Raw genomic sequence first — 23,750 nt, 5'->3', positions numbered from 1 at the left:
TGAAAAGCTGAAAGCATGGTTCTTATGGCGTGAAGGTGCTTTGACCAACGTTATTTAGATAAAATCGCTAATAAACTAAATAATCGACCAAGAAGAATATTAAACTATTTAACTCCTAATGATATGATTAAAAACCATGTTGCACTGACCACTTGATATCACCGCGCCGTACTTTGCATCAAGTTTGTTTGCAAACGCACATGCGTTCGATCATCTGGCTGAAACTGCCATAACTTTACAAATATAACGCAGCCATTTTCAGACCCCGGTTTATGCTTTGATTGCGGTGGATTACGGATATAAGAACCTGCCGCAAAGTCACCATGCTCATCTTGAAATACCCCTTCAAGCACAACAAACTCCTCACCGCCGGTGTGTACATGCGGTGAAAACTCACTGCCAGGTGCATAACGAACAATGGTCGTGGCGCGAGCAACTTCGTCGCCCACTCTATCGAGCGCTCGTCTATCAACGCCCGCCATTGGCGATGCGACCCACGGGAGCGTTTCGCTATGTACAACAGCTCGTTTACTAAAATCGGCAGCAATTTTCATATTTGGCTCCTAACCGGTGTTCCACTTAAACTTTAAACTAATAACCTAATTACGCCGCAACACTTGGGCGTTTTGCTACTTTTTCTTGCCATGCTAATAAATGAGTTAACTCATTTGGGATTGCTATTTGTGCAAATCCAGCAAATACCAGCCCAGCATACGGTGTAATATCAGCAATACTAAAACACACAAGCGGTAATAAAAACAGTTACTTTGAACTTGCTACCCAAACACTTTAGGTACACAAAAAAGCGAGCTATTCATGATAAATAGCTCGCTTGTTTAATGCCTGAAATAACTTATATGATTATTATTACATTACAGGCTTAACTTTATGCTTAGCGTGCACGATAGTTAAAACAATTAAACCAATCACTGCAACTACAGCGCCAATAGGTTTACCTAAATCGCTTGATAAGTTAAGTCCAATCGCTGCGGTCGCAATATAAGACAGTGTTACCGCAGTGGCAATAACAGCAGGAACACTGGCGATCCAATGAAATGTACCACGGTCAAACAAGTACTTAGTGGCAAGCCATAATACGCTTGTAGAAAGCAGCATGTTTGAGAATGCAAAGTAGCGCCAAATTAATGAAAAATCGAGCTTCGTCATAAAGTACGCAATCGTCAGTATAGGAACAGCCAATAATAAGCGGTTACGTAAACTTTGTGGAATATTAAACGCATCAACAACTGTTAAACGTAGTGAGCGAAACGCTGTATCACCAGAGGTAATTGGGAATACGGCGACTGCAATAATTGCCATTATACCGCCAAATACACCTAAGTAACTATTCGCTACATGGTTTACTACTAAACCTGGACCACCTTGATCAAGCAATGCTTTTAAGCCTGCGTAACCCTCTGGGAACGCTGCAATACCAGCAAGTGCCCATACACAACCAACAATACCTTCACACATCATTGCGCCGTAATAAACTGGACGTACGTATTTTTCGTTCGTTAAACAGCGCGCAATAATAGGCGCTTGCGTAGAGTGAAAACCACTAATAGCGCCACAGGTAATTGTTATAAATAACAATGGCCATGTTGGTAATCCATCAGGGTTTGGTTCTAAAAAGTCATGTGCGTGGTCGGCTTCAAAGTAGGCTAAAAAGTCACTTGGTACCGGTAAGTGCGGCGCATTAATAAGTAATGAAATAGCAATTGCCACTGTCATTACAATCATTAGCGCGCCAAAAATTGGGTAAAACTTAGTGATAATTTTATCAATTGGTAGCAAGGTAGCTAAAAAGTAATACGCTAAAATAGCAAGTACCCAAAAGGTATTATTTGCCAGTATTGTCCCTTCAAAAAAATCAAGGTTACTTAGCAAACCTGCTGGGCTCATAATAAATACCACACCTACAAAAAACAGTAACATGGCAGTAAATACAAGCATAAAACCTTTAAATACGACGTTGTAATAATGGCCTGCAATTTCTGGTAGGCTTTTACCGTCTTCTTTTATACTCATTACACCTGAGAAGAAGTCGTGTACAGCGCCACCTAAAACATTACCAAGTACAATCCATACTAGTGCAACAGGGCCGTATAATGCACCTAAAATTGGACCAAATATTGGGCCTACGCCAGCAATGTTTAAAAACTGAATTAAAAATGCTCTTACAGGGTGAATAGCGACGTAATCGACACCTTCGCTAAAGCGTTTTTGTGGTGTGTCAGCAGTTGGATCCAAGCCGGCTTGTTTTTCAACAAATGGGCTGTAAAACTTATAACCCATTATTAAAATAGTGAGGCAGATAAAAAAGATGATCATAAAGCACGTTTCTCTTTTTGTATTTTAATTATAGAGCGCATTGTGTGTCGCCCCGCCTTTTCAATCCGTGAATAATCGACGAACATTAACAAAGCTTTACCTTTCAAACAATAAGACGTTTAGCTAATACTATAGTCGATATAAGCCATAATTTACGCAAGCTGCGCACTTAAAACTCACTTATCGCCTGCGTCTTATTTAAGGCACAAAAAAAGCGGTTAAACTTTTACGTTATAACCGCTTTCACACACAATTTTTTTAAAGTGGGTTCATAAACTCACTAATTTGTTGATGCGTTAAAGTAGGTGTTGCACCAGAATTTTCGGCAACCATAGCGCCAACGGCACATGCAAAGTCAACGGCATATTGCGCGTCGTCATTGCTACAAAGCTGATATATTAACGAACCTAAAAACGAATCCCCTGCGCCAACAGTGTCAATTACGCTAATTAAATAACCTGAATTATAAAAATTTTCGCCATTGATTGTTAATAAAGCACCGTGACTACCTTTGGTTACACATAAGTAATCGGTATTTGTTTGCTGTGCTATAAACGCTAAGTTTTGTTCGAGCGAAAGAAACTTACAACCCATCGCTTTTGCTATTTCGTATAACTCTTCATCGTTTAATTTAATAAAGTCTGCTTTATTCATTAAATCTACCAGTGTTTCTAGCTTGTAATGCGGTGCACGTAGATTTACGTCAAATACTTTAAAGTTTGCTACATCAACTAGTTGATTTAATGTTGCTAAAGATGCTTCGCTTCGCCCAATTAGGCTGCCAAATACAAATACATCGCTACTTTTAACTTTACTAAGCAACTCATCTGTAAGCGCTATATTATCCCACGCAGTGTCTGTCACTATTTCGTAACTTGCAGAACCTTTGCTGTCGAGTGTTACCTCAACCGTGCTAGTTTTTTTATCACTATTGATAGCAATGTATTCGCAGCTTACGCCTTTACTAGTAATTTCGCCTAGTAACTCAGCGCCTAACTCGTCGTTACCAACAGCGCTGATCATATCGGCTTTAATGCCTAGTGAGTTAATACGCACACACATATTAAGTGGCGCGCCACCTAAGCGTTTACCTGAATCAAAACAATCCCACAGCACTTCGCCAAAACAGCTTACGCTGACGGTTTCACTTGATTTATGATTAATTAAAATGCTCATAATTAGTTACTCTTTTGATCAAGTACAGCCTGCATAATGGCTTTAATTTTACTATTAGGTGCATACAACGCAGCAATCGACTTTTTATATTCAGCAGTAAATGCTTCGTTATGCTCAAGCTCACCAAACAAGCTCGTTAACTTTAAAAATGCAGTCGGGCTAGTTTGTGTCTCTTGCGCGTAAGAATTAAGCTCTTTGTGCATCGCATCTTGAATTTCAAGTTGCTTGCCGTTTTCACTTAAACCTTTATCGCTGTATAAACACCAAGTAGCAATAACAAGCGTTGCCAATGACACATCTCGACCTTGTACTAGGTTTTCGTTAATTGTGGCAATTAAAAACTTAGGCAGTTTAGCTGAACTTTCACTGCAAATACGCGCTAGGCTGTCTTTAATATTAGGATTAGCAAAACGCTCTATTAGCGTATCTTTGTAGCTTTCAAGGTCAATGCCTTCAAGTGATTCAAGATTTGGCGTTACTTCTTTATCCATAAAAGCACGCAGGTATGTGGCAAATAATTCATCCGATACCGTTTCGTCAATAGTGCCATAGCCATGCATTGAACCTAATAAACCAAGCACCGAATGCCCTGCATTAAGTAAACGTATTTTCATGGTTTCATAAGGCGTTACATCAGTAACAAACTGTGCACCAACAACGTCCCAATTTGGGCGAGAGTCACTAAATGTGTCCTCTATTACCCATTGTGTAAACGACTCACAGGTAATTGGCCACTCGTCGCTAACACCATATGCATCAACCACGTAATCAATATCACTCTTTTTTGATACCGGTGTAATACGGTCAACCATCGCATTTGGAAACGATACGTTTTGCTCAATCCACTCACTTAGGTTTTTGTCTTGCTCTGTAGCAAAGGCTAAAAGCATTTTGCGTGTTACGTTACCGTTGTGCTGAATGTTATCGCACGATTGCACTGTAAACGCGCCCAGGCCTTGCTCTTTACGCAGTTTTAACGCAGCAGTAAGGTAACCAAACGCTGTAATTGGGTCATTCGGGTTATTAATGTCGTTAATAATATCTGGATTGCTGGTGTCAAACTCGCCCGTTGCAGGGTTAAAGTTGTAGCCGCCTTCGGTAATAGTAAGCGACACAATTTTAGTATCGCTGTGGGCTAACTTATTAATTACCGCTTGCTTGTCCTCTGGAGCAAACAAAAAGTCGATCATTGAGCCAATTACTTTGTTATCTATTGTACCGTCTGGGTGTCTAACAGTAAGCGTATAAAGGTAATCTTGCTGCTTTAAAACATCACGCAGACCACGGTTACCTTCTAAAAGGCCAACACCACATATGCCCCACTGCTCAGAACCTGGCGTTTTTAAAAGCTCATTAATATAAACGGCTTGATGGGCGCGATGAAAGCCACCCACACCAATATGTACAATACCGGCTTTAACTGCGCTACGGTCGTAGGTTGGTGTATCAACATGGCTTGGTAATTGCGCCAAGCTTTGTTGGTTTAGCCCTGTAACTAGAGCGTCAGTGTGTTGTTGTTGCGTCATGATGCGACCTTACTAAACAAAGATAAAATATAAATTACGATGCTGTATTGAGTACTTTATGGCGTTTTAACGACCAGTACGCAGTAACAAAATAAATAACAGTACAAATAAAACAGGCTATTTCGAACTGCGATTTATTAGCGCTGTAAATATTCATAGTTTCACTGAAAAACATCACTTGGCTGGCAAATATAAAAATAATAACCAATGAAACCGTAGAAACTGCATTAAGTACTTTGGTAAATACAGAGCTATCAATGATTGGCTTTGGAATGTCTTTAGCCTCAGCTGCTTGATATTCTTTAATGTCACGTTGCTCTTGCTTTTGGGCAGCAATCTCTTGTGTGTAATCATCACCGGCGCCGTATTTTTTAGCTAAAAGCGTGTAAATAACGATTGTGAAAATCCACGTAGGGATAAACAAGTAGTAAAACGACATTACATCAATTGCGTTTAAGCCAAAACCGAACACAAGTGCAAGCGCCCATGAGGCAATAGCAGGCACGCTGCGGGTAATATTTTTATATTTAGCCCAGTAACGTGTTAAACCAATTTTAGGAAATAACACATGTTCAGCAAACACAATGCCGCCTACTGGTACAACTAATAAACCAGCGTAGGTAAGTAGCGGAAGCATTTGTGAAAATACAAATGGGAAACACGCAATAATTACGGTTACAACACCCACAATAGCGGTGGTGCGTTCACGTGATTGATTAACAAATATAGATTGTGCTGCAAGGCCTGCACGGTAAAGGTTTGCGTTAGCAGTAGTCCAACCGGCAATTATTACAATAACAAAGCCAGTCCAACCTAATGCATGGTATGCAACATCGCCCGGATCAAGTGATGAAATAGTTGTTTTAAGTAATACCGCAACACCTGCGCCCATAATACCGGCAGAGATCCACGCTAAGTAATGACCAAAAAACATGCCCACGCCAGAAAACAAGCCATAGCTTTTGCGTTTAGCAAATCTAAAAATAGCCATGTCGATTAAACCAAAGTGAGTAATTGAGTTAGCAGCCCATGCAAAACCAATTACTTCTAATAGGCCAATGCCTTTTTCGCCATCGGCATTGGTGCCCGTCCATATGGAGGAGTCGCCTATGGTCATAAAGTCACTAAAGCTACTTAAAGAGGTAGAACCTAATACATGATTTGAAAGCTCAGGGAATAACGCGAACGAGCCTGCAATAAATATAACAAATAGCCACGGCGCGCACAGTTTCGAAAAGTCAGCAACCGTAGAAAAGCCATACATAGCAACAAATACAACAATAGAGCCAACAGCTAAAACAATGGCTACAAACCAAAAGCTATTTGGATACCAATCAAGTTGCGCAGGTATATCAAACAAAAACCGCACGGCGGTGGAGGATACCGTGATCATCGCAGCCGATATCACACTAAAAATAACCACGTTAGCCCAGTTATAGAGCTTGGTCATTGAGTTACCAGCAATTTTGTTTAAGTAGTTATATAAACTTAAGCGGGTTTCTACTGCAATGGGTGCAGTAATTAGCCACCAAGAACACATTGCTAACAGGTTACCTATTAATAAACCCAGTAGAATGTCGATGGTTGAAGCGCCTAATGCAACAAACGTTGCACCAATAACAAATTCAGTAGCCGCAACATGTTCGCCAGCGTATAAGCCTGCAAAATGCTTCCAACCGTGAAGCTTGTTATTAGCAACAGGAAGTTGCTCTTCGTTTACATCTTTAAATGTGTGTGTGTGTGGACTCGTTGCCATGGTATTTCCTATTGTTAACAGCAAAGTATTTGGCATCAATCTGCATAACTATTTGAATAATTTAATGAGTTAAATAAACCCCATATTCAAGCAGATTGGTGCAGTACCTACATACTTTGCCTTTTATAATTTGGCTTATAAACGCATGATGTTTTGCCGTGTTTTGTTTTATTTTTAGTAAAGCAAAACCATCTATATTTATATTTTGCGTTTGCTTGCCTGTCAGTGAGTAAGGCGAGCAAATCACGTTTAAAACTTTATTTCTTTAAAAAGCCGCGTGTTTACTGCTTTTTAAGTGCAGGGTATGCACTAAAAAAATCTTGCCAATGCGTTAAATGATCAACATTTGGGTAAGCACTGCGCACATGATTAACAGAGCCTTGCATATGTTGCCCACCGCTGTAATGCAGCACTTGCATGTTGGCATCAATACCTGCATTTACGCCGGCTTTACTGTCTTCAATCACTAAGCAATGCTCCGGCTTTACACCCATGTGTTTAGCTGCATGTAAAAATAAATCGGGTGCTGGTTTGCCACGCTTAACTTCGCAGCTGGTAAAAACCGTATCGCTAAAGTACTTACTTAAACTCACTACACTCAACGCTTTTGCGGTGCGTGCTGGGCTGCTGCTAGTAGCTATACAAATAGGCACAGCTAAATTGTTAAGTACGTCTTTTATACCGTCGGTCGTGGTTAGTCCTGTTTCAAATTCGTTTAACAGTGCTTCGCGGTAGTCACCTTCAAAGCTTTCAGAAAGAGTGACATTAAATGCATCCGCTATTTTTTGGCTTACTGTTTTAAAGTTGCAGCCTAAAAAGTGTTGCTGTACATAAGCACGGTCAATCTCAACGCCCTTTTCAACAAGCATATTAATGAGTACGTGTGCGCTTAAAATTTCGCTATCAATAACAACGCCATCACAATCAAAGATCACTAGCTCAATGTTGGTATTCATCTTGTCACCTTATTAAAACTGTTTGGTTTAGCTAATCTAAGTATAACGAGTTAACTGCGATTAATGTTATTCAGCTTTTTGTGACACCCAACACTGAGCATAAGCCCAACCACTGAGCATACTCCCTTTATTGCGCGGATATGTCAACACACTGTAAGTATAAAACGCACCAAGGGAATGAAAATATGATTAGCTAAAACTAAAAATCACTGTATTAAATCAACTTTATAAAAATGCATATCGACTAAGGTCGTAGATACAAAGACTTGAAAACACATTGGAAATTTATTTCATCTATTTTACAAATCACATCAATCTAATTAATCAGTTTTACCGAAGTTAATAAAGTTAATACACTCATTAACAGTTAAACAGCCTGCACCACTGCTGGCACTTTTAAAATAGATGAGGTCGACAATGAACACTCAAATAAACAAAACAAATAAAACTAAATTAACGCTTAGTGCATTAGCACTTGCAATAGCACTACCAGCAAGTGCTGCGACAACACTGACTAAAGACAACGGCGCGGCTGTTGGCGACAACCAAAATTCAATGACTGCTGGCGAGCGCGGCAGTGTATTGTTAGAAGACGTACAACTAATTCAAAAACTACAACGCTTTGCACGTGAGCGTATTCCTGAGCGTGTAGTACATGCTCGCGGAACGGGTGCACACGGTGTGTTTGTTGCATCAAAAGAACTAAATGATTTAACAATTGCAGCACCGTTTGCACAAGCAGGTAAAGAAACAGAGGTGTTTGTTCGCTTTTCATCGGTAATTCACTCAAAAGGCAGCCCAGAAACACTGCGCGACCCACGTGGCTTTGCGACTAAGTTTTATACCGACCAAGGTAACTGGGATCTAGTGGGTAATAACCTGCCGGTATTCTTTATTCGTGATGCGATTAAATTCCCAGACATGGTTCACTCTTTAAAACCATCTCCGGTTGATAACATTCAAGATCCTAATCGTTTTTTTGATTTTTTCTCGTATGAACCAGGTTCTACTCACATGTTAACGTGGGTTTACAGCGACTACGGTACACCAGCAAGTCTGCGTAAAATGGACGGTTGGGGCGTACATGCATACAAAATGATTAATAAATCGGGTGATGTTAAGTATGTTAAGTTTCATTGGGTAAGCCAACAAGGTATTGATAACCTTGATTCAAAAGAAGTTGCTAAAGTGCAAAGCCAAGACTTCCAACACTTAACACGCGACCTATACAGCGAAATTGGTAAAGGTAACTTCCCAAAATGGGATCTGTACATTAAAACGCTTGACCCATCGCAGCTTGATGACTTTGATTACAACCCATTAGATGCAACCAAAATGTGGTTAGATATTAAAGAAACTAAAGTAGGCACAATGACCTTAAACCGTATGCCAACTAACTTCTTCCAATCTACAGAACAAGTAGCAATGGCACCGGCAAATGTAATTCCAGGTATTGAGCCATCTGAAGATCGTTTATTACAAGGTCGTGTGTTTTCGTACTCAGATACTCAAATGTACCGCTTAGGTGCTAACCACCAGCAACTGCCAATTAACCGTGCAAAAGTTGACGTGGTTAACTACAACCAAGACGGCGCAATGAATATTGGCAACACAACAAGCAATGTGAATTACCAACCAAGCCACGAAGACGTAGCTGAAAACCCAATTGCACGTAGAAGCCAAACAGAGCTTAAAGGCTTTGTACAACAAGCGGCGATTAAAAAGCAGCAAAACTTCGCGCAAGCGGGTGTTTTGTATCGTGGCTTTAGCAAACAAGAACGTACAAACTTAGTAAATAACCTAGCAGGCGATTTAGGAAAAGTGCAAAACAGCAAAGTTAAACACAAAATGCTTAGCCACTTTTACAAAGCTGATAGTGAGTACGGTACACGCTTAACTAAAGCTGTAAAAGGCGATATTAAAATGGTTAAACAACTTGCAGCTAACTTATAAGTAACTAGTTAAAAGCAATTAGTCCCAACTAAATAGCTATTTAAACCACAACCATGAGGAAGGGGAAATCCCTTCCTCTTTTTATACAAGGCAATGGTTATGCGTAATTTATTAATTATAGTCGCCCTACTGCTAAGCTTTACCAGTAACGTCTACGCTCAAAATACACCAGATATACAAATAACGAGTACACAAACTAAAAACCAACACTCTGTACAAGCTCAATACCAAAGCTTATTTGCTTATTACTTTGCCGCAGCACGCACCAACGACATCGACGTAATAGAGCAATTTGTAGATGCCGGTATTCCTATCGACAGCTACAACAATAAAGGCTATACCGCGTTAATGATTGCCACTTACCATGGGAATAAAAAGTCGGTTAATACGCTTTTGCAGTTAGGCGCTAATGCCTGTTTAGAAGATAACCGAGGTAACACAGCGCTCATGGCCGCTATTTTTAGAGGTGAATTTAGTATCGCTAAAACACTCGTATCACTTGATTGCGATAACACGCATCAAAACAAAGCCGGTCAAACAGCCGAGCAATTTGCACAAACCTTTGGTCAACAAAAAGTTATAGAGTTACTAGCACAGGTAAATAATGGAAAATAAACTTAAATGAAAGCCCTACTTAAAGGGCTGTCACTTTTCTTATAAACTTTAAATTACTCTAAAAACAGTGTGTTTATTAAGCTTTCTTGTTCTTTTCCGGCTTCATGTTTTAATGCTCGTATAAAATCCATAGAATTGGCGGGATTGTTTGGATAAGCATGATTTTTCCAAACCCACTTGAGCGCATTAATAATAGGTTTATCCCCAATCGCAGCGCGTAGCTTAGCAAAGACAATGGTTGCTCGCGAATATTGATCAAAGCTTTGTGTAGCATCAACTAAGGCTGATCGCTCCTTTATGTTCATCAACATACTTTGCTCGTAGCGTGTTGTTTCATACTCAACCAGCGCTTGCATGGTCGCTTTCCCATAACGCTGCTCTATAACAACAAGCTCAATGTACTTTGCCATAGACTCCACTAAAAAAGCACTATCTGAAAATACTCCATTACCAATATCATGGCCAAACCATTGATGCGCAGTTTCGTGAACTGCACGGCGATAACGTTGATCAAAGCCTGCATTAACACTTGGCTTTGCTCTAAAACCAACACTGTCTTCAATAAGTATAAGTTGCGGCAGGGCATAACCTGTTCCACCAAATTTAGGCGAGCCTATTAAGCTCAATTGTTTTGCTCTATATGGGCTTATATTATTAAGCCATTTTATTGTGTCGCCCATTGCGCTAAGGTTTACAGCTATAGACTCAGCTCGTGCTGGCTCGCTTTTGTCTTTGGCAAACACGTTTAACATCACGCCGTTTTGCTGCTTGGTAACAGGTGAATAAGGCACCGTCACCCAAGCTGGGATTGCATTTATGGGTGTACGAGTCTCAAAATGAAATACTGCTCGGTCATCTTTGCTGGTACGTGATATTTCCTCTCCTTGGGTTATAACCTGGTAACCTCTTGTTGTACTCACTTTACTTGACATAGTAAGCCACTGGTAATGAGTACTTTTTTTCGCCGTTTTAGCAAATAGCTTCGTGGGTCTAATAGCCTGCTTTACTTTAAGTGCGTGTTGCTGACGAAGTATAGGATCGGTTAATTCATAATTCTCTTGATAGCCAACAGTCGGCAATAAAGGCACTGATCGTATATAGCTAAATTCAGGAGTTATTACCTGATGGCCTCTCACTGGCCAAAGCTTAGCTTGATGAACATCAAACCGTGTAACTAGTTTACGTATTTCTCCTGGCTGCATTTCATTCTCAAACTTAAACACAGCTTGATTAAGTAATGGAAAGCTTTTAGCCCTTTGCGCGCCATCAATTTCAATATCGGCCCATGTATAAAAACCAGATCGCCCAACCAATATCTCTTTAATAGGATCTTGATGGGTGTTTTTTAAAGTATATATTAAAGAAAAATGAGCCTGCTGCTGATGCGGATAAAAGTCTATATTAGCATCAATATGCACAATACTTGGCTGCGCTACATTGCGCCATTGTGAAAAAGACTTTTCGTACTGTGCTTTAAAAGCCTCGCGCTTATGCGAGTTAGTTAAAGGTTTTTCATCCACCAGCTTTAAGTGCAATTGAGTAAATAGTGCGACAGTGATAAGTAAAGGAATAAATAGCCAAAAATGTTTAACCCCCATTACTCTTTGGCTCAACCCGGCACCTCGGTGATTAAAAACCCCCGTAATTATAACTAAACTTATACACGCCACTAACCAAACTGATATATAAGGCCAATAACTACTGATACTTGCACGATAACCCCAAAAGTTATCCGGTGCCTGCAAAGGCGTCCAACCAACACTCCACAATGTATGCGTAAGACCAAGATAAGTCATTATCGGTGTAAATTTGATCAGTAAAATAACAGCAATTAGCAAACCCGCAATAAGCTGCGAACGACACAAATTAAATACACACAAAAATACACACGCAATAATGGCAAGCACAATTGCCATCAAAAATAGAATGGTTAAATGTACTTCAAATTGATATGCACTGTGTAAAAACCACTGAGCTGCACTTGCCCCTAATAAGCTCATTGTTAAAAAAACCAATATCATAGTGCCTAGGACCAATAACTGACTGTTTAAAAAGTAATATGTTTTGAGCGGTGTTGCAGCGATCAGCTCAGCTATATTATAGTATTTAGCAAAGCAGCTTACTTGCCAGCTCCACAAAGCCATTAGTAAAGTGCCAAACAACAATTGCATATCAAATGCATAATAACTAATCGCATCAAAGCTTGTGGTGCTCATAACACTCATTGGTTCAACATAACCAGACGACGAGGCAACACTATTAAAAACCATCACCGGCCAAACAAAAATAATCAGTAAAGTAACTGGGTGTGAAACCAAATTAACCAGCGTAGTTTTGTATAAACTGGCCATCATCAAAAATGGCTTTTGTGTGACTCTCGCTGTTTTATATTCAGCGGGTTTTAACGTGTTGTAACGAATGTATTCGTTAGTATTTTTACTTTTCTTACTCTTTAATAATGTGTGTTTTTTATTTTTACTAAAAGTAATATAAAAAATACCAACAGTAAGCATACTCACAACAACGCGATTAATAGCAAATGAAGCCCCTAATGAATTGGTTAAACTGTTTATTACGGCTGTGTATGCAAAAGGGTCAAGCCAAACAAATAATGTATAAAAGCGATTGCTTATAATACTACTTCCAGCAAGTAATGGATTTCCGGTAATACTTGCAAGCATTATGTAGCCTATCCACAACATCGCAAAAACAACATAATTGGGTAATGAAGTCGTTGATTTATGGCAAACAAAAAAGGCAACAACAACTAAAAAGCAGCTATTTGGTAACAACACTAAAAAGCTATTAAATACAGTAAAAGAAACCATATTTGGTATATAGCCCAATTGCCTTACTTGCATGTATGCCACCACTAAACTACTGATTAAGCCAACAAAAAAAACCAAGCCAATCAGTAAGCATACCCTTGCTAAACTGCGCTTAAATAAACTAGTTTGCGTAGCATAAATAAGCTCCTGCATTGACGCGTGCTGATCTCGTAAAAATATAACGGGTGCCAATACTCCTACAAGCACAGGTAACTGCATCATTTGTAACATTGTAATATTTAACTTAAATTGTTTTAACGAATCAACTTCAACTGTTGCAAGCCCAGAGGACAACATAACCGAAAATATTAAAGGTATAATAATGCACAGCCAAACAAGTGGTTGGCGCACTGCATATCGCCACTCATTAAAAATTAACATGTTTGACTTCCTTCATTGAGTGCAAAAAAGTACTTGTCTTGAAGCGTAGCGGGCGAATTTATTGCATTTTGTGCAGGCGCTGTGTCTGCATACACACGAAATGACGCTCTACCATAGCGATGGCTCTTACTTAATACATACTGATTTGGTATGCCCGTAGGTAAACTTTCGAGCTGCCAAATCTTACCTTCTAAAGGAACTAGTAACTCTTTTACGTCACCGCTTTGTATGAGTGCTCCTTGATCTATAATGGCCACGTAGTGACATAAATTTTCTACATCTTCAACAATATGGGTCGATAACAATACCAACCTATTTTGACTAATACTAACGAGTAAATTATTTAAACTTTCTCGTTCCACAGGATCAAGCCCAGCAGTGGGCTCATCCATAATAATTAGCTTTGGGTTGCCTAACAAAGCCTGAGCCACGCCAAAACGCTGCTTCATTCCTCCCGAAAAATTAACGACTTTTTTATTAGCAAACCGAGTCAAATTAGTTAGTTCAAGTAAACTATCAATTTGGTTTTTGCGTGCACGACTATCAATGCCTTTTAACACGCCAATATGCTCAAGTAACGCCCGACAACTCATATTGGGATACACGCCAAAATATTGTGGTAAATAACCTAGTTGCGAGCGAAGCGCGCCTGGTTGGCTAATCACATCAAGGCCATTAAAATTAATATGTCCGGAGTCGGCATTTTGTAAACATGCGAGCGTGCGCATAAGTGTTGACTTACCCGCCCCATTTGGGCCAAGTAGACCGACCATACCGGTAGGTAGAGTGATCGTCACATCATTCAAAGCCTGCGTACCATCTGCGTATTTTTTGTTGATATTTTTCAGTGTAAGCATTAGTTTCATCCTTAATTGGTATAGCACCAGCTTAAGAAAGCAAGTCAATACAAGCGAGAAAATAATGGTTAACGTATTGAAATAAATGATGAACATAAAAAAGTAACGTTGGTCATTTAAATATGACCTTTCATCATTTAAATAAACGGCCTAGTATGCTTAAAACGGCTGCTAACCCTATGAAATAAAATAATTATTTTAAAAAATAAATTATGATTGAAACCGTTTTATGGATAAACTAGCGCGCTCAGCGAAGTGAATTGTGCAAAGGTAATGTTTAAAATAAAAAGACAATTTTATCTGAGCGTATCTGCTCAGAAACTATAATAAAAACGGAGTCACATATGCAGCAAGCCAATACACCAATATGGCAACGCTTTAGCATTACCCAGCTAATAATTTTCTTACCGCTAATCGCTGCTATTATGCTCGACTCTCATATGCGCTTTTTGTCATCACATATGGATTCAACTAGCCAATATCTGGCTATTAATATTCAACTTTTTTTACAGTGTATTCCCTTTTTGATTGCCCATGCATTTGCATATTGTTTATTGCTTACACCCGCAATCACAGTGTGGCTGTTAGGCTTTTTAGCCTATCCATCCCTCTTACTAGTATTTAATAACCAGCTTCTTAACTTTTCGCAATGGCAATACCTTGATGCACAATGTTGGGTATTGTGCGCATCTGCAAGTGGTATATGGCTTATTACTAAGCGCACTAGTAAAAATAACAATGTGTTGAGTAATAAATGGCTTAAATCCTTGTTTTCACTTGATACAGTCGTGTTTATAGTACTTTTAGGTTGGGCAATTGTTACATCAAGCATACTCAATACGCACACTGATCCTATGTTAAACCAACCTGTTGAGCCTGTTATTGACGTTTATAAAGTATTCACACAGTTTGATACTTTTTTGGGTTATCTTTGGCAAATTACTTTTTCCGTAGGATTGATATATGGTGTGTATTTATTAAATAGATATTTATTAATACGCTATGTATTAACCTATCATGGTGTACTGATGTTTTTGTTTGCAAGTTTAATAAGCCTCGTTACACTTACACCTGTATTAACATCGTGCTTGCTACTGTTACCTATTAACGATTTACCTGCAGGCATTGCTAACTTAACACCTGGAGGTAATAATAATATTTTTAGCCCTGAAAATTATCAGTTCGTATTTTTGTTTTTGGCTATAAGCACACCGATTATTTTAGCGTTTGAACGACAGCAACAACACGTTCAAATTAGCAACATTGCCCAACAACAAACAAAAACAGAGCTAAAGCTACTTCAACAGCAAATTAACCCTCATTTTTTATTTAATACATTAAACAACCTCTATGCGCTGACATTAAAAAAATCAGATAATGCACCAGATCTTGTTATGCAATTAGCTAATTTACTGCGTTACAGTGTTTACGAAGGCCAAAAAGCGCAGGTGAGTTTAGAAAAAGAAATTAATTACTTAAAAGGTTTTATTGCATTACAGCGTTTACGAAGCGCTGAGCGCTGCAACTTTGATATGCAATGGCCTGAATATCAACAACACTATTTAATTTCGCCACTACTGTTAATAATGATTTTAGAAAACGCGATAAAGCATGGTGTAGAGCCCACGTCACAAAAAGTAACGGTTGTGTTTAAAATCACCATGGCCGATAACATACTAACGCTATTTTCCTCCAACCCTATTCTAACTAATAACAATTCAGAGCATGGGATGGGACTTAACAATTTACGCCGTAGGCTGACTCTTTTATATCCAAATAAGCACACATTAATTATTAATGAAAATAAAAACCTTTGGCAAACCACACTTAAATTGGAGCTGGCTGCATGCTAAACACAATAATTGTTGATGACGAGCCGCTCGCGCATGACGTTATACTGCATCATTTAAGTGCCCATAAAGATATTAATATAAGCGGACAATACCTTAACGCTAAAGATGCATTATGTGCTTTAGCCACATCATCTATTGATTTGTTATTTTTAGACATAAACATGCCCGAACTATCAGGGATTGCATTACTAAAAGTGCTCGCGAATCGACCACAAGTGATTATTATTAGTGCGTATCAAGAATATGCTTTAGCCGGTTTTGAACTTGACGTAACTGACTACCTACTAAAACCAGTCTCTGCGCAACGCCTTGAACAAGCACTCAATAAAGTACGGCAAAAAAGAAAACACATAACGCTAAATTCCAAGGCACCTCTGACTATCACACTTAAAATCGATCGTGAAAAACATAAAATTCAATTAAGCGACATAGACATGTTTGAAGCGTATGGAAATTATGTAAAAGTATGGCAAGGTGAAAAAGCATTACTTGCAAGTAGTACTCTCAAATACATATTGCAAGAGCTTGATACTTCATTTATTCAAGTCCACAAATCTTACGTTATTAACAAACACAAAGTGGTCGCGTTAAGTAATGAAAGCGTTCAACTAGCATCAGGCGTGTCAGTTAAAATTGGCAAGTCATTTAAACAACAAGTGCGCGACATTATTTAATCGGAGATCTTATTTTATGTTTACCTAAAACATAACTTTAAGCTTCCCCTATCAGCGACTCTAAACTTTAGCACTTAACCTTTGTGGCTTTTCTCGCGTTACAAAATAGCAAATTAGCGAGCCAACGGTTACCAGTACAACCCCTTGCCAAAACGAAGCGCTCAGCGTAATAGATAAATATAGCGCTGAAATAATAGTAGAAAACACAGGTGTAAAGTACGAAAGCGTGCCAAGCAGCATTAAGTTACCGCCAATAATAGCTTGATTCCACAGTGCATAACCGCTCCCCACGACTACACCCGCTAATAATAATGTCATGCTTGAGTTGAGTGAAAAAGTTAACTGTGATTCATTACTAAAAGCATATTGCGCCCACAAACTCATTGCCGTAACAGTAAAAAATAATGTAATGGCATTTTTACCATTACTCAGCGTTTGCGTTACCACACAATAAATAGCCCATATAAACGCTGCAGCTAATGCCATTAAATAAGTAGCAGGATTATCAGCAAAGTTAGTAACAAGCGTATCGACCGACATTTCTTGATCGCCCGTAATACACCAAGCAACGCCTAAAAAAGCAATAATCATGCTTGGATAAACCCAGTAACTCACTTTTTTACGACCAATGATAATAGAGAGCAATATAGTCAGCGTAGGCCACAAATAATTAATAACCGCCATTTCCATTGCCTGATGACGACTATTTGCCATACCAATTGAAAGCGCCAAGCAAATTTCGTACGACACAAATAATAAAGTACCTACGACCAAGTAGCGTTTTGAAAATCCACTAAACTTGGGCACTCCCATAACCAAAATTAAAAATATCGCACTGACAGAATACATAGCCGCAGCACCACCAATGGGGCTAAACAACTCAGAAATATCTCGTAGTAATGCCACTAAGCAGCTCCACAGTAATATTGCAGCAACTCCATATAGTGTATATTTATTTTTGCATATAAAATCCATTTGCCAATCCAAAAGCACTACTCGTAAATTTGAAACTAAATTAACAGTAATTTTCAAATAAAACAACCAAAGTCAATAGCTTAAGTCTCTCGTCTATTTTTTAATATTTTGCCTTTCTAATAATTATCTTAACGCTAAATACTTTAGTAACATGGCCTATTGTTTTTAGATATTAATATACTTGAGCTATTCAGTACTGCACTTTAAACTGCTCTCATAGTTATGATGTAATTCGTGGTTTTTGTAATAATTAGGATGAGTCCATCCTAATTATTTTACTTCATATGCGCTTCAACCTAGGGGCTGTTGATCTTTGTAGATTTAATTAGTCCAAGAAAAATGGTAAATAACTTAATTAAATGCTGATCATTTAATTATAATCATCTAGCGATATTCCAGCTTCCTTTGCATGCTTTTTAAACATCGCTTTTCTAATTGCAACATAGTTACTTTCATCTAAATAACGCTTATGCTCTGCAGCCTTTTCCGAGTTGCCTAATTTTTTATATATCAAATAAAGATCTTTGTGAGTGCCAGCGACTCATATGTAAAGGCTAATGCTATAATCCCATCAGAATTAGGATGGGTGTCACGGTAATTTTTAGGTGCTGTAATTTATTAATCCGATTGAATGCCCTTGAGGTGTGAAAGCATTTACTGGTTATTTAGGAAATGAGAAAGCGCTTTGGACGCAATATGATAGCTGCGAGCTAATGAAAAACGCAGAGCAAGCTCATTACTTACCCATGTTAGTGAGTCAAGGTGATGCTGATGGCTTTTTACAAGAGCAACTTAAGCCTGAAAACTTAGTCGCTATTGCTGATAATAAAGGCTACCCGCTTACATTTGAAATGCACGCAGGCTACGATCAGAGCTACTTTTTTATAAGCAGCTTTATTGACCAACACTTATTATTTCATCATCCGTTTTTAACTGCTTAGACTCATTGGTGTATAGGGATGACTTTTCTACCTCTACACACTCTTTTAGACTTTTAGTGACTTGCCTACATACTTGCGTTGTAGTGCTTTCCCCTTTAACTAGGCTAACAAGAGCAGAATCTATCTTTAACCCCATATCAGTAAAGTTAAATCCGTTTTTATCTGTAGGTACTGGCTCTAGTGGGTTTTTATAAGGCGTTGACTGCGCCGGGCTAATACTATTTTTATCATTACGCGCCTGAGATTGTGCTTGTCCGTCAATAATAGCGCCAGCAACTGTACAGCCAGAAAGGCAATAAAAAGACAAAAGTGCAATAAGTGCTTTCATAGTTCATCCTAAACAAAATATTAGCTAAATTGTATACACTTTTTATTGTAACTATGTAAAAAAATGTAAGTAACCTGAACTCTGGTTAATTAATATAAATTAAAAAAAGCACTTATTAAATAAATCACGCATGAGAGTAAAAGGGAGCCAGCATATGCCAAAGCTATCGCTTGATCGTTTTCAATTTTAGTTCTAAAAAAATACTTTTCGCAAGTTCCGAGTACATTTATTACAGCTAAAAATGTAACTATCTGACTTAGCCAAAAATAATTACTAAATAGAGGGAGCAGAGGACTGATTACTGCGTAAACAACGAGCACCTTAAAAGCAATCGATGTATTTTTAAGCGAAAGTAGAATTGTTGCATTTACAAACAAAACAACAAGACTTGCCGAAAAAAATGTAATGATTGGCCACGCTACAGGCTCTGGTAACGATAAAAAGGCATCAAATGACTCACTTACATTGTCCAAAGAAGGCAAGCTGATAAGTGAAGAAATAAAACTAATTATTCCAAAAATAATAAACCAGCAAATTACCCCTGAAAAAAAATAGCTAGGAGAAAACTTAGTATACCCTTTACGTTCTGCTAATTTTACAAAAAGAACACCTACTAAATTAATTCCACCAAAAACCAATAAAGCGTGCATAAAATCATTAGTATAAAAAACACTCATCGCAACCGTAGCTGCTATAAAAATACTTGGTCTTACAACACTTTTTATATACAAATAAACAAACACTGGCTGAATTACCAGCATAATCATTGCTAGAACACTTAATTCCATAAACTTTCCCTTACTCCTAATAGCCCTACAAAATCACGAAAAACTTTCGTTTAAACTTTAGCCAAGATTAAAAACATTACTACCATATTAAAACCCATACAGCTTGATCAACTATCCTCACTTGAGCATATTTAATAGTGCTCTTAAAGGTGATATTTGGTATGCCTTAAAGTTTTATTTAACTTTTTAATATAAAAACTAAAGGTTTATCTTTTGCAAATAGGTTTTAAGCTTTAATAAGCCCGCAGGGCTACTTGCGACTAAATCGCTCAATAATGGTTGAATAAGCACACGATGCTCTTCAATTTTGGTTGGGTCCTCGTAAATAGCGTATACAAGGTTAGTTAGTGTTTGTTGGTGTTGTTGTTCCATAATAATTCTAAAACGCCTTCATTTTGGCGTTTATAGCTCCTTTGTGTATCAGTTTTTATTCAATGATTTATTTTTAATCAAAATTTCTTTTTTAGCTAACTCTAACAAATCAACAGCTCGTTCTTTATCATAAGCTAAAGGGCTGTGGTCAATAACATATTGTGCATGCTCATTTACTGCAAGCCAATTCTGCTGCGATTTATATAAGTTTGCCAACTTAAAGCGCGCAGCCGCAACTAACGGATTTGGCAATTCTGCATCTAATGCTAAAAACTCTTTGTAAAGGGAAATAGCATAATTAATATCTTGCACCACAAACATACCACTGCCATATAACCAAGCTAAAGTTGAATAAGCTTTTGGCTCTTTTGCCGCAACCCGCTTTTTGGCTTCCTCTAATAATCGAGTTCCATCTCCATTATGAAGGCTTAGTGTAACCAATGCCTTCCAGTATCCCATTTCATAAGCTTTTTCACACCACTCCTCAAGATACTCAGGCGCGTTAATTAAGCTTTTATGGCACTGCTCTGCGGCAGCTGATACAGTCAAATCTGGAGCATTTATATCTATTGAATTATCCCATCGAGGGCCAGCGGCATTACTAATTAAGCTAAAAGTAAACAGTGCACTAATTAATAAATACTTTGTCACATGACTTCCAAGTGAAAAGCTAAATACGCGTGAAAAATTCACAAATTACTTTCTTTCAAGGATGTTTCAGCCTCATCTCGCCATCTTTGTGCAAGTTCCCTACGACCCTCTCTTTTTGCATTATCAATTACATATTGAGTATGAGTTATTACTTTATCCCACATACCCAGCTTTCTATAAATTGTGGCTAATTCAAAATGTGTAGAAGTTTTAAGTGTAATTGCTTGATTATTCTCTTGAGCTAAATAAAGCTTGTATAAGCGTGTAGCTTCACTTAAATCCTTTTTAACTAAACGGCCGCTTTGGTATAACCAAGCTAATGTGTTAATAGCATTAGCGTCACCTTGTTCAATTCGAGTATTTAATTCATTCAAATAACGAGAACCATCCCCAGTATACATACCAATATAATACAAGGACTCTAAGTAACCCATTTCGTAAGCTTTTTCACACCATTCTTCTAATTTGTTAGGTGCATGCATATAGCTTTTTTCGCATTGCTTAGCTGCAATTTCAACGGTTAAGTTCGGATCATTAATATCGATATTCGGAAACATGGATGCTTTGGTATCCATAGAGGTAAAAAAACTAATTGCTAACGCAACTGTCACTAGTACTTTTACCATTGGAATGATCCATCATTATTAATACATTTTTCTGGGAGGTGAACTTGAAATGATTTAACCGTACTTTCATACGGAAAGCCCTCTTTGTAGGAGTATTGTTCTTTCAAGGCCTCTTGTTGGCTAGACATCCCCCTACATGGCCTGTCGCTGTAACAAGATAAGCCACCAATAAAATCAATAAAACGAACATTTTGAATACCGTGCTCTTTAATTAAAGAATCAATACCTATTTGATACTTTAAATTCTTAACTGCGTGCCATCGACTCATAAAAGCAACAATTTTATTCTGCTTAGATCTCTTGAGGATTGTAGCTAAATTGTAAGCCCAAAGATCGTTTCTAAACGTATGCGCATCAAAACATTCCCCAGTCACGGCTTTTGTCGATGGGCATACACTATCCATTACTTCCATCGTTTCTACAGAAACATCCAATGCAACAATCTTCATTCCTGCATTGCGTGCCGCCTTTACCAGCTCACCATAGGCTTGAGGAGTAAAATCACCATGTGTCCAATATTTATCAAAATATTGCTGTATTAAATTAAAGCCTTTACCTGTTCGTTGATAAAATTCTATTTTTTCCTGCATCGAGCTAGGCAGCATTTCTATAGCAAAATGTGTAAAGCCCGCAGCCTTTAACTGCCTAATCGCTTTTATAGCCTCATATTTATATCCAGCAGCACTATGGCTCGATTCGCCAAGCATGACTAAACGTGCATTGCCCGCCATTGTTCTGTAATTTACATCCGTGTTTATTTTGTTCATTACCTATCCTTGTTTTTATTTAAATTTTGAAAACACCATCTATAAAATTCAATAGCGTCATTATTTTCAGAGCTGTAGGGAGCAACTGCATATTCATAGCTCATTGCAAATAAAAGCTCTTGTGTAGTGAAGTTACATTCTTTACTTTTTGAATAACATTCCTTAACTCCACGCCATAATTGCATTGCGCGACTTACGTAGTCATCACCCCACTTTTCTTTAAATTGCTTGCTGGGGTTGTTTTTTAAAGTAAATGAAGCAACGTCTTGAAGTGTTAATCTATTAATATCAGGTAAATCTTCCAACAAGTCATTAGGTATCTTTTCAGTTTTCAATGGAGTCACTACACTATGAATTAAATCAAACGCAGCCATTGGGTGTTGTTCCAACTTTTTCTTTGGTATGTTTAGTAGGTTAGCTACAAGTGCATGCTCTAAATTCCAATAACCAATATAATAATCTGTATACTCAAATTCCAAGTCACATTCATGACTATCATGCCAATCGGCTGCTTCCAGCCCGTCATACCAATTTATCATGAACCGATTGAGTAATTTAACCTGCTCATTTTTAGACGCTTCGAATACATCACTTAAAGGTTTGTATACTTCTGGATAATATAACTTAGTAGAAATAGGGCGGTTTACATCACCTAATTCTAGTGCGATGTGGTCAAGTAATTTATCTTTCCCTCTCTCACCAACTATATTTAATGCATCGTTGATATGTGGTTGTTCGACGTCACATGCTTTCAGTAAAGACAGCCACCATAAAGTATAAATGTAACGATTTATATTCTCAGAACCACACGCTGCCGCAGCTTCGCCTAATTGCTCAAAAGCATAACGGTATGCTTGGTGAGCAACTGGCAATTGATCAGCGTAAGTGTTGAGCTGCTGGCGAAATGGCAGTATAGCAAGTACATATGGCTTAAGGGTTTCTAAAGAAGTTCCATAAGAATAAAGCGTTACAGCACGCATAATTGATAGCTGAAATAACCGCAAAGAAATATCTACTCGACTACTAGGAGTAGAGAAATTACCAGCGTCTAGAGCTTCTTGAGTCTCAGTTAATGCCTCTTCAAAATCAATAACTAATCCTTCAAAATAAGCTTTATTCTTTCGAGTATCTCGCATCGTCACTTCTCTACTTGTTTGAGTTATTTTGCCAATGTACTAAATCTTTTGGGTAGTATTCATGATCGATAAAACTGCTATCGTCAATATCATAAAGCTTAACGACTAAAGCGGCTTCCCAACACCAATAGCGGAGTTTTTCAAGTTAGTTGTCGCATCAAGTTAAATTTTATGCCGCCCGCACTTCTTCTTTTTTCTCTGGATTCAAATTTACTTCATTGATCATTGTCCAATCTCTAGACTTTCCTGACCAACGA

General features: G+C 38.2%; 19 protein-coding genes and 4 pseudogenes. 5 read left to right on the top strand and 18 right to left on the bottom strand.

Going from position 1 to position 23,750, the window contains the following annotated elements; translation table 11 throughout:
* Positions 1 to 170 precede the first annotated feature (170 nt).
* From ACJJVZ_RS01345 to ACJJVZ_RS01315, 7 genes and pseudogenes are all read right to left on the bottom strand, one after another.
* Positions 171 to 554, bottom strand: a pseudogene (locus tag ACJJVZ_RS01345) (cupin domain-containing protein); the annotation flags it as partial.
* 49 nt (positions 555 to 603) lie between these two features.
* A pseudogene (locus tag ACJJVZ_RS01340) lies at positions 604 to 738 on the bottom strand (glutathione S-transferase); the annotation flags it as partial.
* 129 nt (positions 739 to 867) lie between these two features.
* On the bottom strand, positions 868 to 2,334 hold the full coding sequence (locus ACJJVZ_RS01335; RefSeq protein ID WP_405597465.1) for a carbon starvation protein A: 1,467 nt from the start codon (positions 2,332 to 2,334) through the stop codon (positions 868 to 870).
* 258 nt (positions 2,335 to 2,592) lie between these two features.
* Positions 2,593 to 3,510, bottom strand: coding sequence for a carbohydrate kinase (locus ACJJVZ_RS01330; protein ID WP_405597463.1), 918 nt, complete (start codon positions 3,508 to 3,510; stop codon positions 2,593 to 2,595).
* A gap of 2 nt (positions 3,511 to 3,512) precedes the next feature.
* On the bottom strand, positions 3,513 to 5,036 hold the full coding sequence (locus tag ACJJVZ_RS01325) for a mannitol dehydrogenase family protein (protein WP_405597461.1): 1,524 nt from the start codon (positions 5,034 to 5,036) through the stop codon (positions 3,513 to 3,515).
* Positions 5,037 to 5,070: 34 nt separating this feature from the next.
* Positions 5,071 to 6,792 carry a purine-cytosine permease family protein gene (locus tag ACJJVZ_RS01320; protein WP_405597459.1) on the bottom strand — a complete coding sequence of 574 codons (1,722 nt, stop codon included), beginning with the start codon at positions 6,790 to 6,792 and terminating at the stop codon, positions 5,071 to 5,073.
* Between the two features lie 281 nt (positions 6,793 to 7,073).
* Positions 7,074 to 7,748 (bottom strand): HAD family hydrolase, encoded by a 675-nt coding sequence (locus ACJJVZ_RS01315; RefSeq protein WP_405597457.1) that lies wholly within the window; start codon positions 7,746 to 7,748, stop codon positions 7,074 to 7,076.
* Between the two features lie 417 nt (positions 7,749 to 8,165).
* Between ACJJVZ_RS01315 and ACJJVZ_RS01310 the strand changes: the two genes are divergently transcribed.
* Positions 8,166 to 9,701 (top strand): catalase, encoded by a 1,536-nt coding sequence (locus ACJJVZ_RS01310; protein WP_405597455.1) that lies wholly within the window; start codon positions 8,166 to 8,168, stop codon positions 9,699 to 9,701.
* Between the two features lie 99 nt (positions 9,702 to 9,800).
* Positions 9,801 to 10,316, top strand: a complete 516-nt coding sequence (locus tag ACJJVZ_RS01305; RefSeq protein ID WP_405597452.1) for an ankyrin repeat domain-containing protein — start codon at positions 9,801 to 9,803, stop codon at positions 10,314 to 10,316.
* A gap of 53 nt (positions 10,317 to 10,369) precedes the next feature.
* Here ACJJVZ_RS01305 and ACJJVZ_RS01300 read toward each other — a convergent pair whose 3' ends face one another.
* Together ACJJVZ_RS01300 and ACJJVZ_RS01295 are read right to left on the bottom strand one after the other, a co-directional pair.
* A complete protein-coding gene (locus tag ACJJVZ_RS01300; protein ID WP_405597449.1) occupies positions 10,370 to 13,525 on the bottom strand; it encodes a M1 family aminopeptidase in 3,156 nt (1,051 codons plus the stop codon).
* A complete protein-coding gene (locus ACJJVZ_RS01295) occupies positions 13,519 to 14,382 on the bottom strand; it encodes an ABC transporter ATP-binding protein (RefSeq protein WP_405597447.1) in 864 nt (287 codons plus the stop codon). Before ACJJVZ_RS01295 ends, ACJJVZ_RS01300 begins: the two co-directional genes overlap by 7 nt.
* Before the next feature lie 344 nt (positions 14,383 to 14,726).
* Between ACJJVZ_RS01295 and ACJJVZ_RS01290 the strand changes: the two genes are divergently transcribed.
* Positions 14,727 to 16,235: a sensor histidine kinase gene (locus ACJJVZ_RS01290; RefSeq protein WP_405597444.1), complete on the top strand. Its 1,509-nt coding sequence runs from the start codon at positions 14,727 to 14,729 to the stop codon at positions 16,233 to 16,235.
* Positions 16,229 to 16,909 carry a LytTR family DNA-binding domain-containing protein gene (locus ACJJVZ_RS01285; RefSeq protein WP_193156913.1) on the top strand — a complete coding sequence of 227 codons (681 nt, stop codon included), beginning with the start codon at positions 16,229 to 16,231 and terminating at the stop codon, positions 16,907 to 16,909. The genes ACJJVZ_RS01290 and ACJJVZ_RS01285 overlap by 7 nt, the downstream gene beginning before the upstream one ends.
* A 60-nt stretch (positions 16,910 to 16,969) precedes the next feature.
* Here ACJJVZ_RS01285 and yddG read toward each other — a convergent pair whose 3' ends face one another.
* Positions 16,970 to 17,884 carry an aromatic amino acid DMT transporter YddG gene (gene yddG, locus ACJJVZ_RS01280; protein WP_273050017.1) on the bottom strand — a complete coding sequence of 305 codons (915 nt, stop codon included), beginning with the start codon at positions 17,882 to 17,884 and terminating at the stop codon, positions 16,970 to 16,972.
* A gap of 617 nt (positions 17,885 to 18,501) precedes the next feature.
* Between yddG and ACJJVZ_RS01275 the strand changes: the two are divergent.
* Positions 18,502 to 18,825, top strand: a pseudogene (locus tag ACJJVZ_RS01275) (alpha/beta hydrolase-fold protein); the annotation flags it as partial.
* On the opposite strand, the gene ACJJVZ_RS01270 reads toward ACJJVZ_RS01275, so the two are convergent.
* From ACJJVZ_RS01270 to ACJJVZ_RS01235, 8 genes and pseudogenes are all read right to left on the bottom strand, one after another.
* Complete coding sequence (locus ACJJVZ_RS01270) at positions 18,779 to 19,153, bottom strand: hypothetical protein (protein ID WP_405597442.1); 375 nt, start codon at positions 19,151 to 19,153, stop codon at positions 18,779 to 18,781. The pseudogene ACJJVZ_RS01275 and the gene ACJJVZ_RS01270 sit on opposite strands and share 47 nt — an antisense overlap.
* An 89-nt stretch (positions 19,154 to 19,242) precedes the next feature.
* Entirely contained in the window at positions 19,243 to 19,941 is a 699-nt protein-coding gene (locus ACJJVZ_RS01265; RefSeq protein WP_182703193.1) for a hypothetical protein, read from the bottom strand.
* Positions 19,942 to 20,139: 198 nt separating this feature from the next.
* Positions 20,140 to 20,313 (bottom strand): hypothetical protein, encoded by a 174-nt coding sequence (locus ACJJVZ_RS01260; RefSeq protein ID WP_193156906.1) that lies wholly within the window; start codon positions 20,311 to 20,313, stop codon positions 20,140 to 20,142.
* Between the two features lie 48 nt (positions 20,314 to 20,361).
* Positions 20,362 to 20,964: a hypothetical protein gene (locus tag ACJJVZ_RS01255; RefSeq protein ID WP_405597439.1), complete on the bottom strand. Its 603-nt coding sequence runs from the start codon at positions 20,962 to 20,964 to the stop codon at positions 20,362 to 20,364.
* Between the two features lie 38 nt (positions 20,965 to 21,002).
* Positions 21,003 to 21,590, bottom strand: a complete 588-nt coding sequence (locus ACJJVZ_RS01250) for a hypothetical protein (protein WP_273050021.1) — start codon at positions 21,588 to 21,590, stop codon at positions 21,003 to 21,005.
* The gene (locus tag ACJJVZ_RS01245; protein WP_405597437.1) at positions 21,584 to 22,357 is read right to left on the bottom strand and encodes a ChaN family lipoprotein; all 774 of its coding nucleotides are present in this window, start codon (positions 22,355 to 22,357) and stop codon (positions 21,584 to 21,586) included. Before ACJJVZ_RS01245 ends, ACJJVZ_RS01250 begins: the two co-directional genes overlap by 7 nt.
* The gene (locus ACJJVZ_RS01240; protein ID WP_405597435.1) at positions 22,357 to 23,493 is read right to left on the bottom strand and encodes a PoNe immunity protein domain-containing protein; all 1,137 of its coding nucleotides are present in this window, start codon (positions 23,491 to 23,493) and stop codon (positions 22,357 to 22,359) included. The genes ACJJVZ_RS01245 and ACJJVZ_RS01240 overlap by 1 nt, the downstream gene beginning before the upstream one ends.
* 10 nt (positions 23,494 to 23,503) lie before the next feature.
* Positions 23,504 to 23,623: pseudogene (locus tag ACJJVZ_RS01235) on the bottom strand (PoNe immunity protein domain-containing protein); the annotation flags it as partial.
* Positions 23,624 to 23,750 lie beyond the last annotated feature (127 nt).

This window comes from Pseudoalteromonas sp. Ld19, from assembly GCF_045064135.1.
Taxonomy (GTDB): domain Bacteria; phylum Pseudomonadota; class Gammaproteobacteria; order Enterobacterales; family Alteromonadaceae; genus Pseudoalteromonas; species Pseudoalteromonas aliena.
Note: the sequence above shows the minus strand (reverse complement) of the source record. Positions and strands in the feature narration are given on the sequence as shown.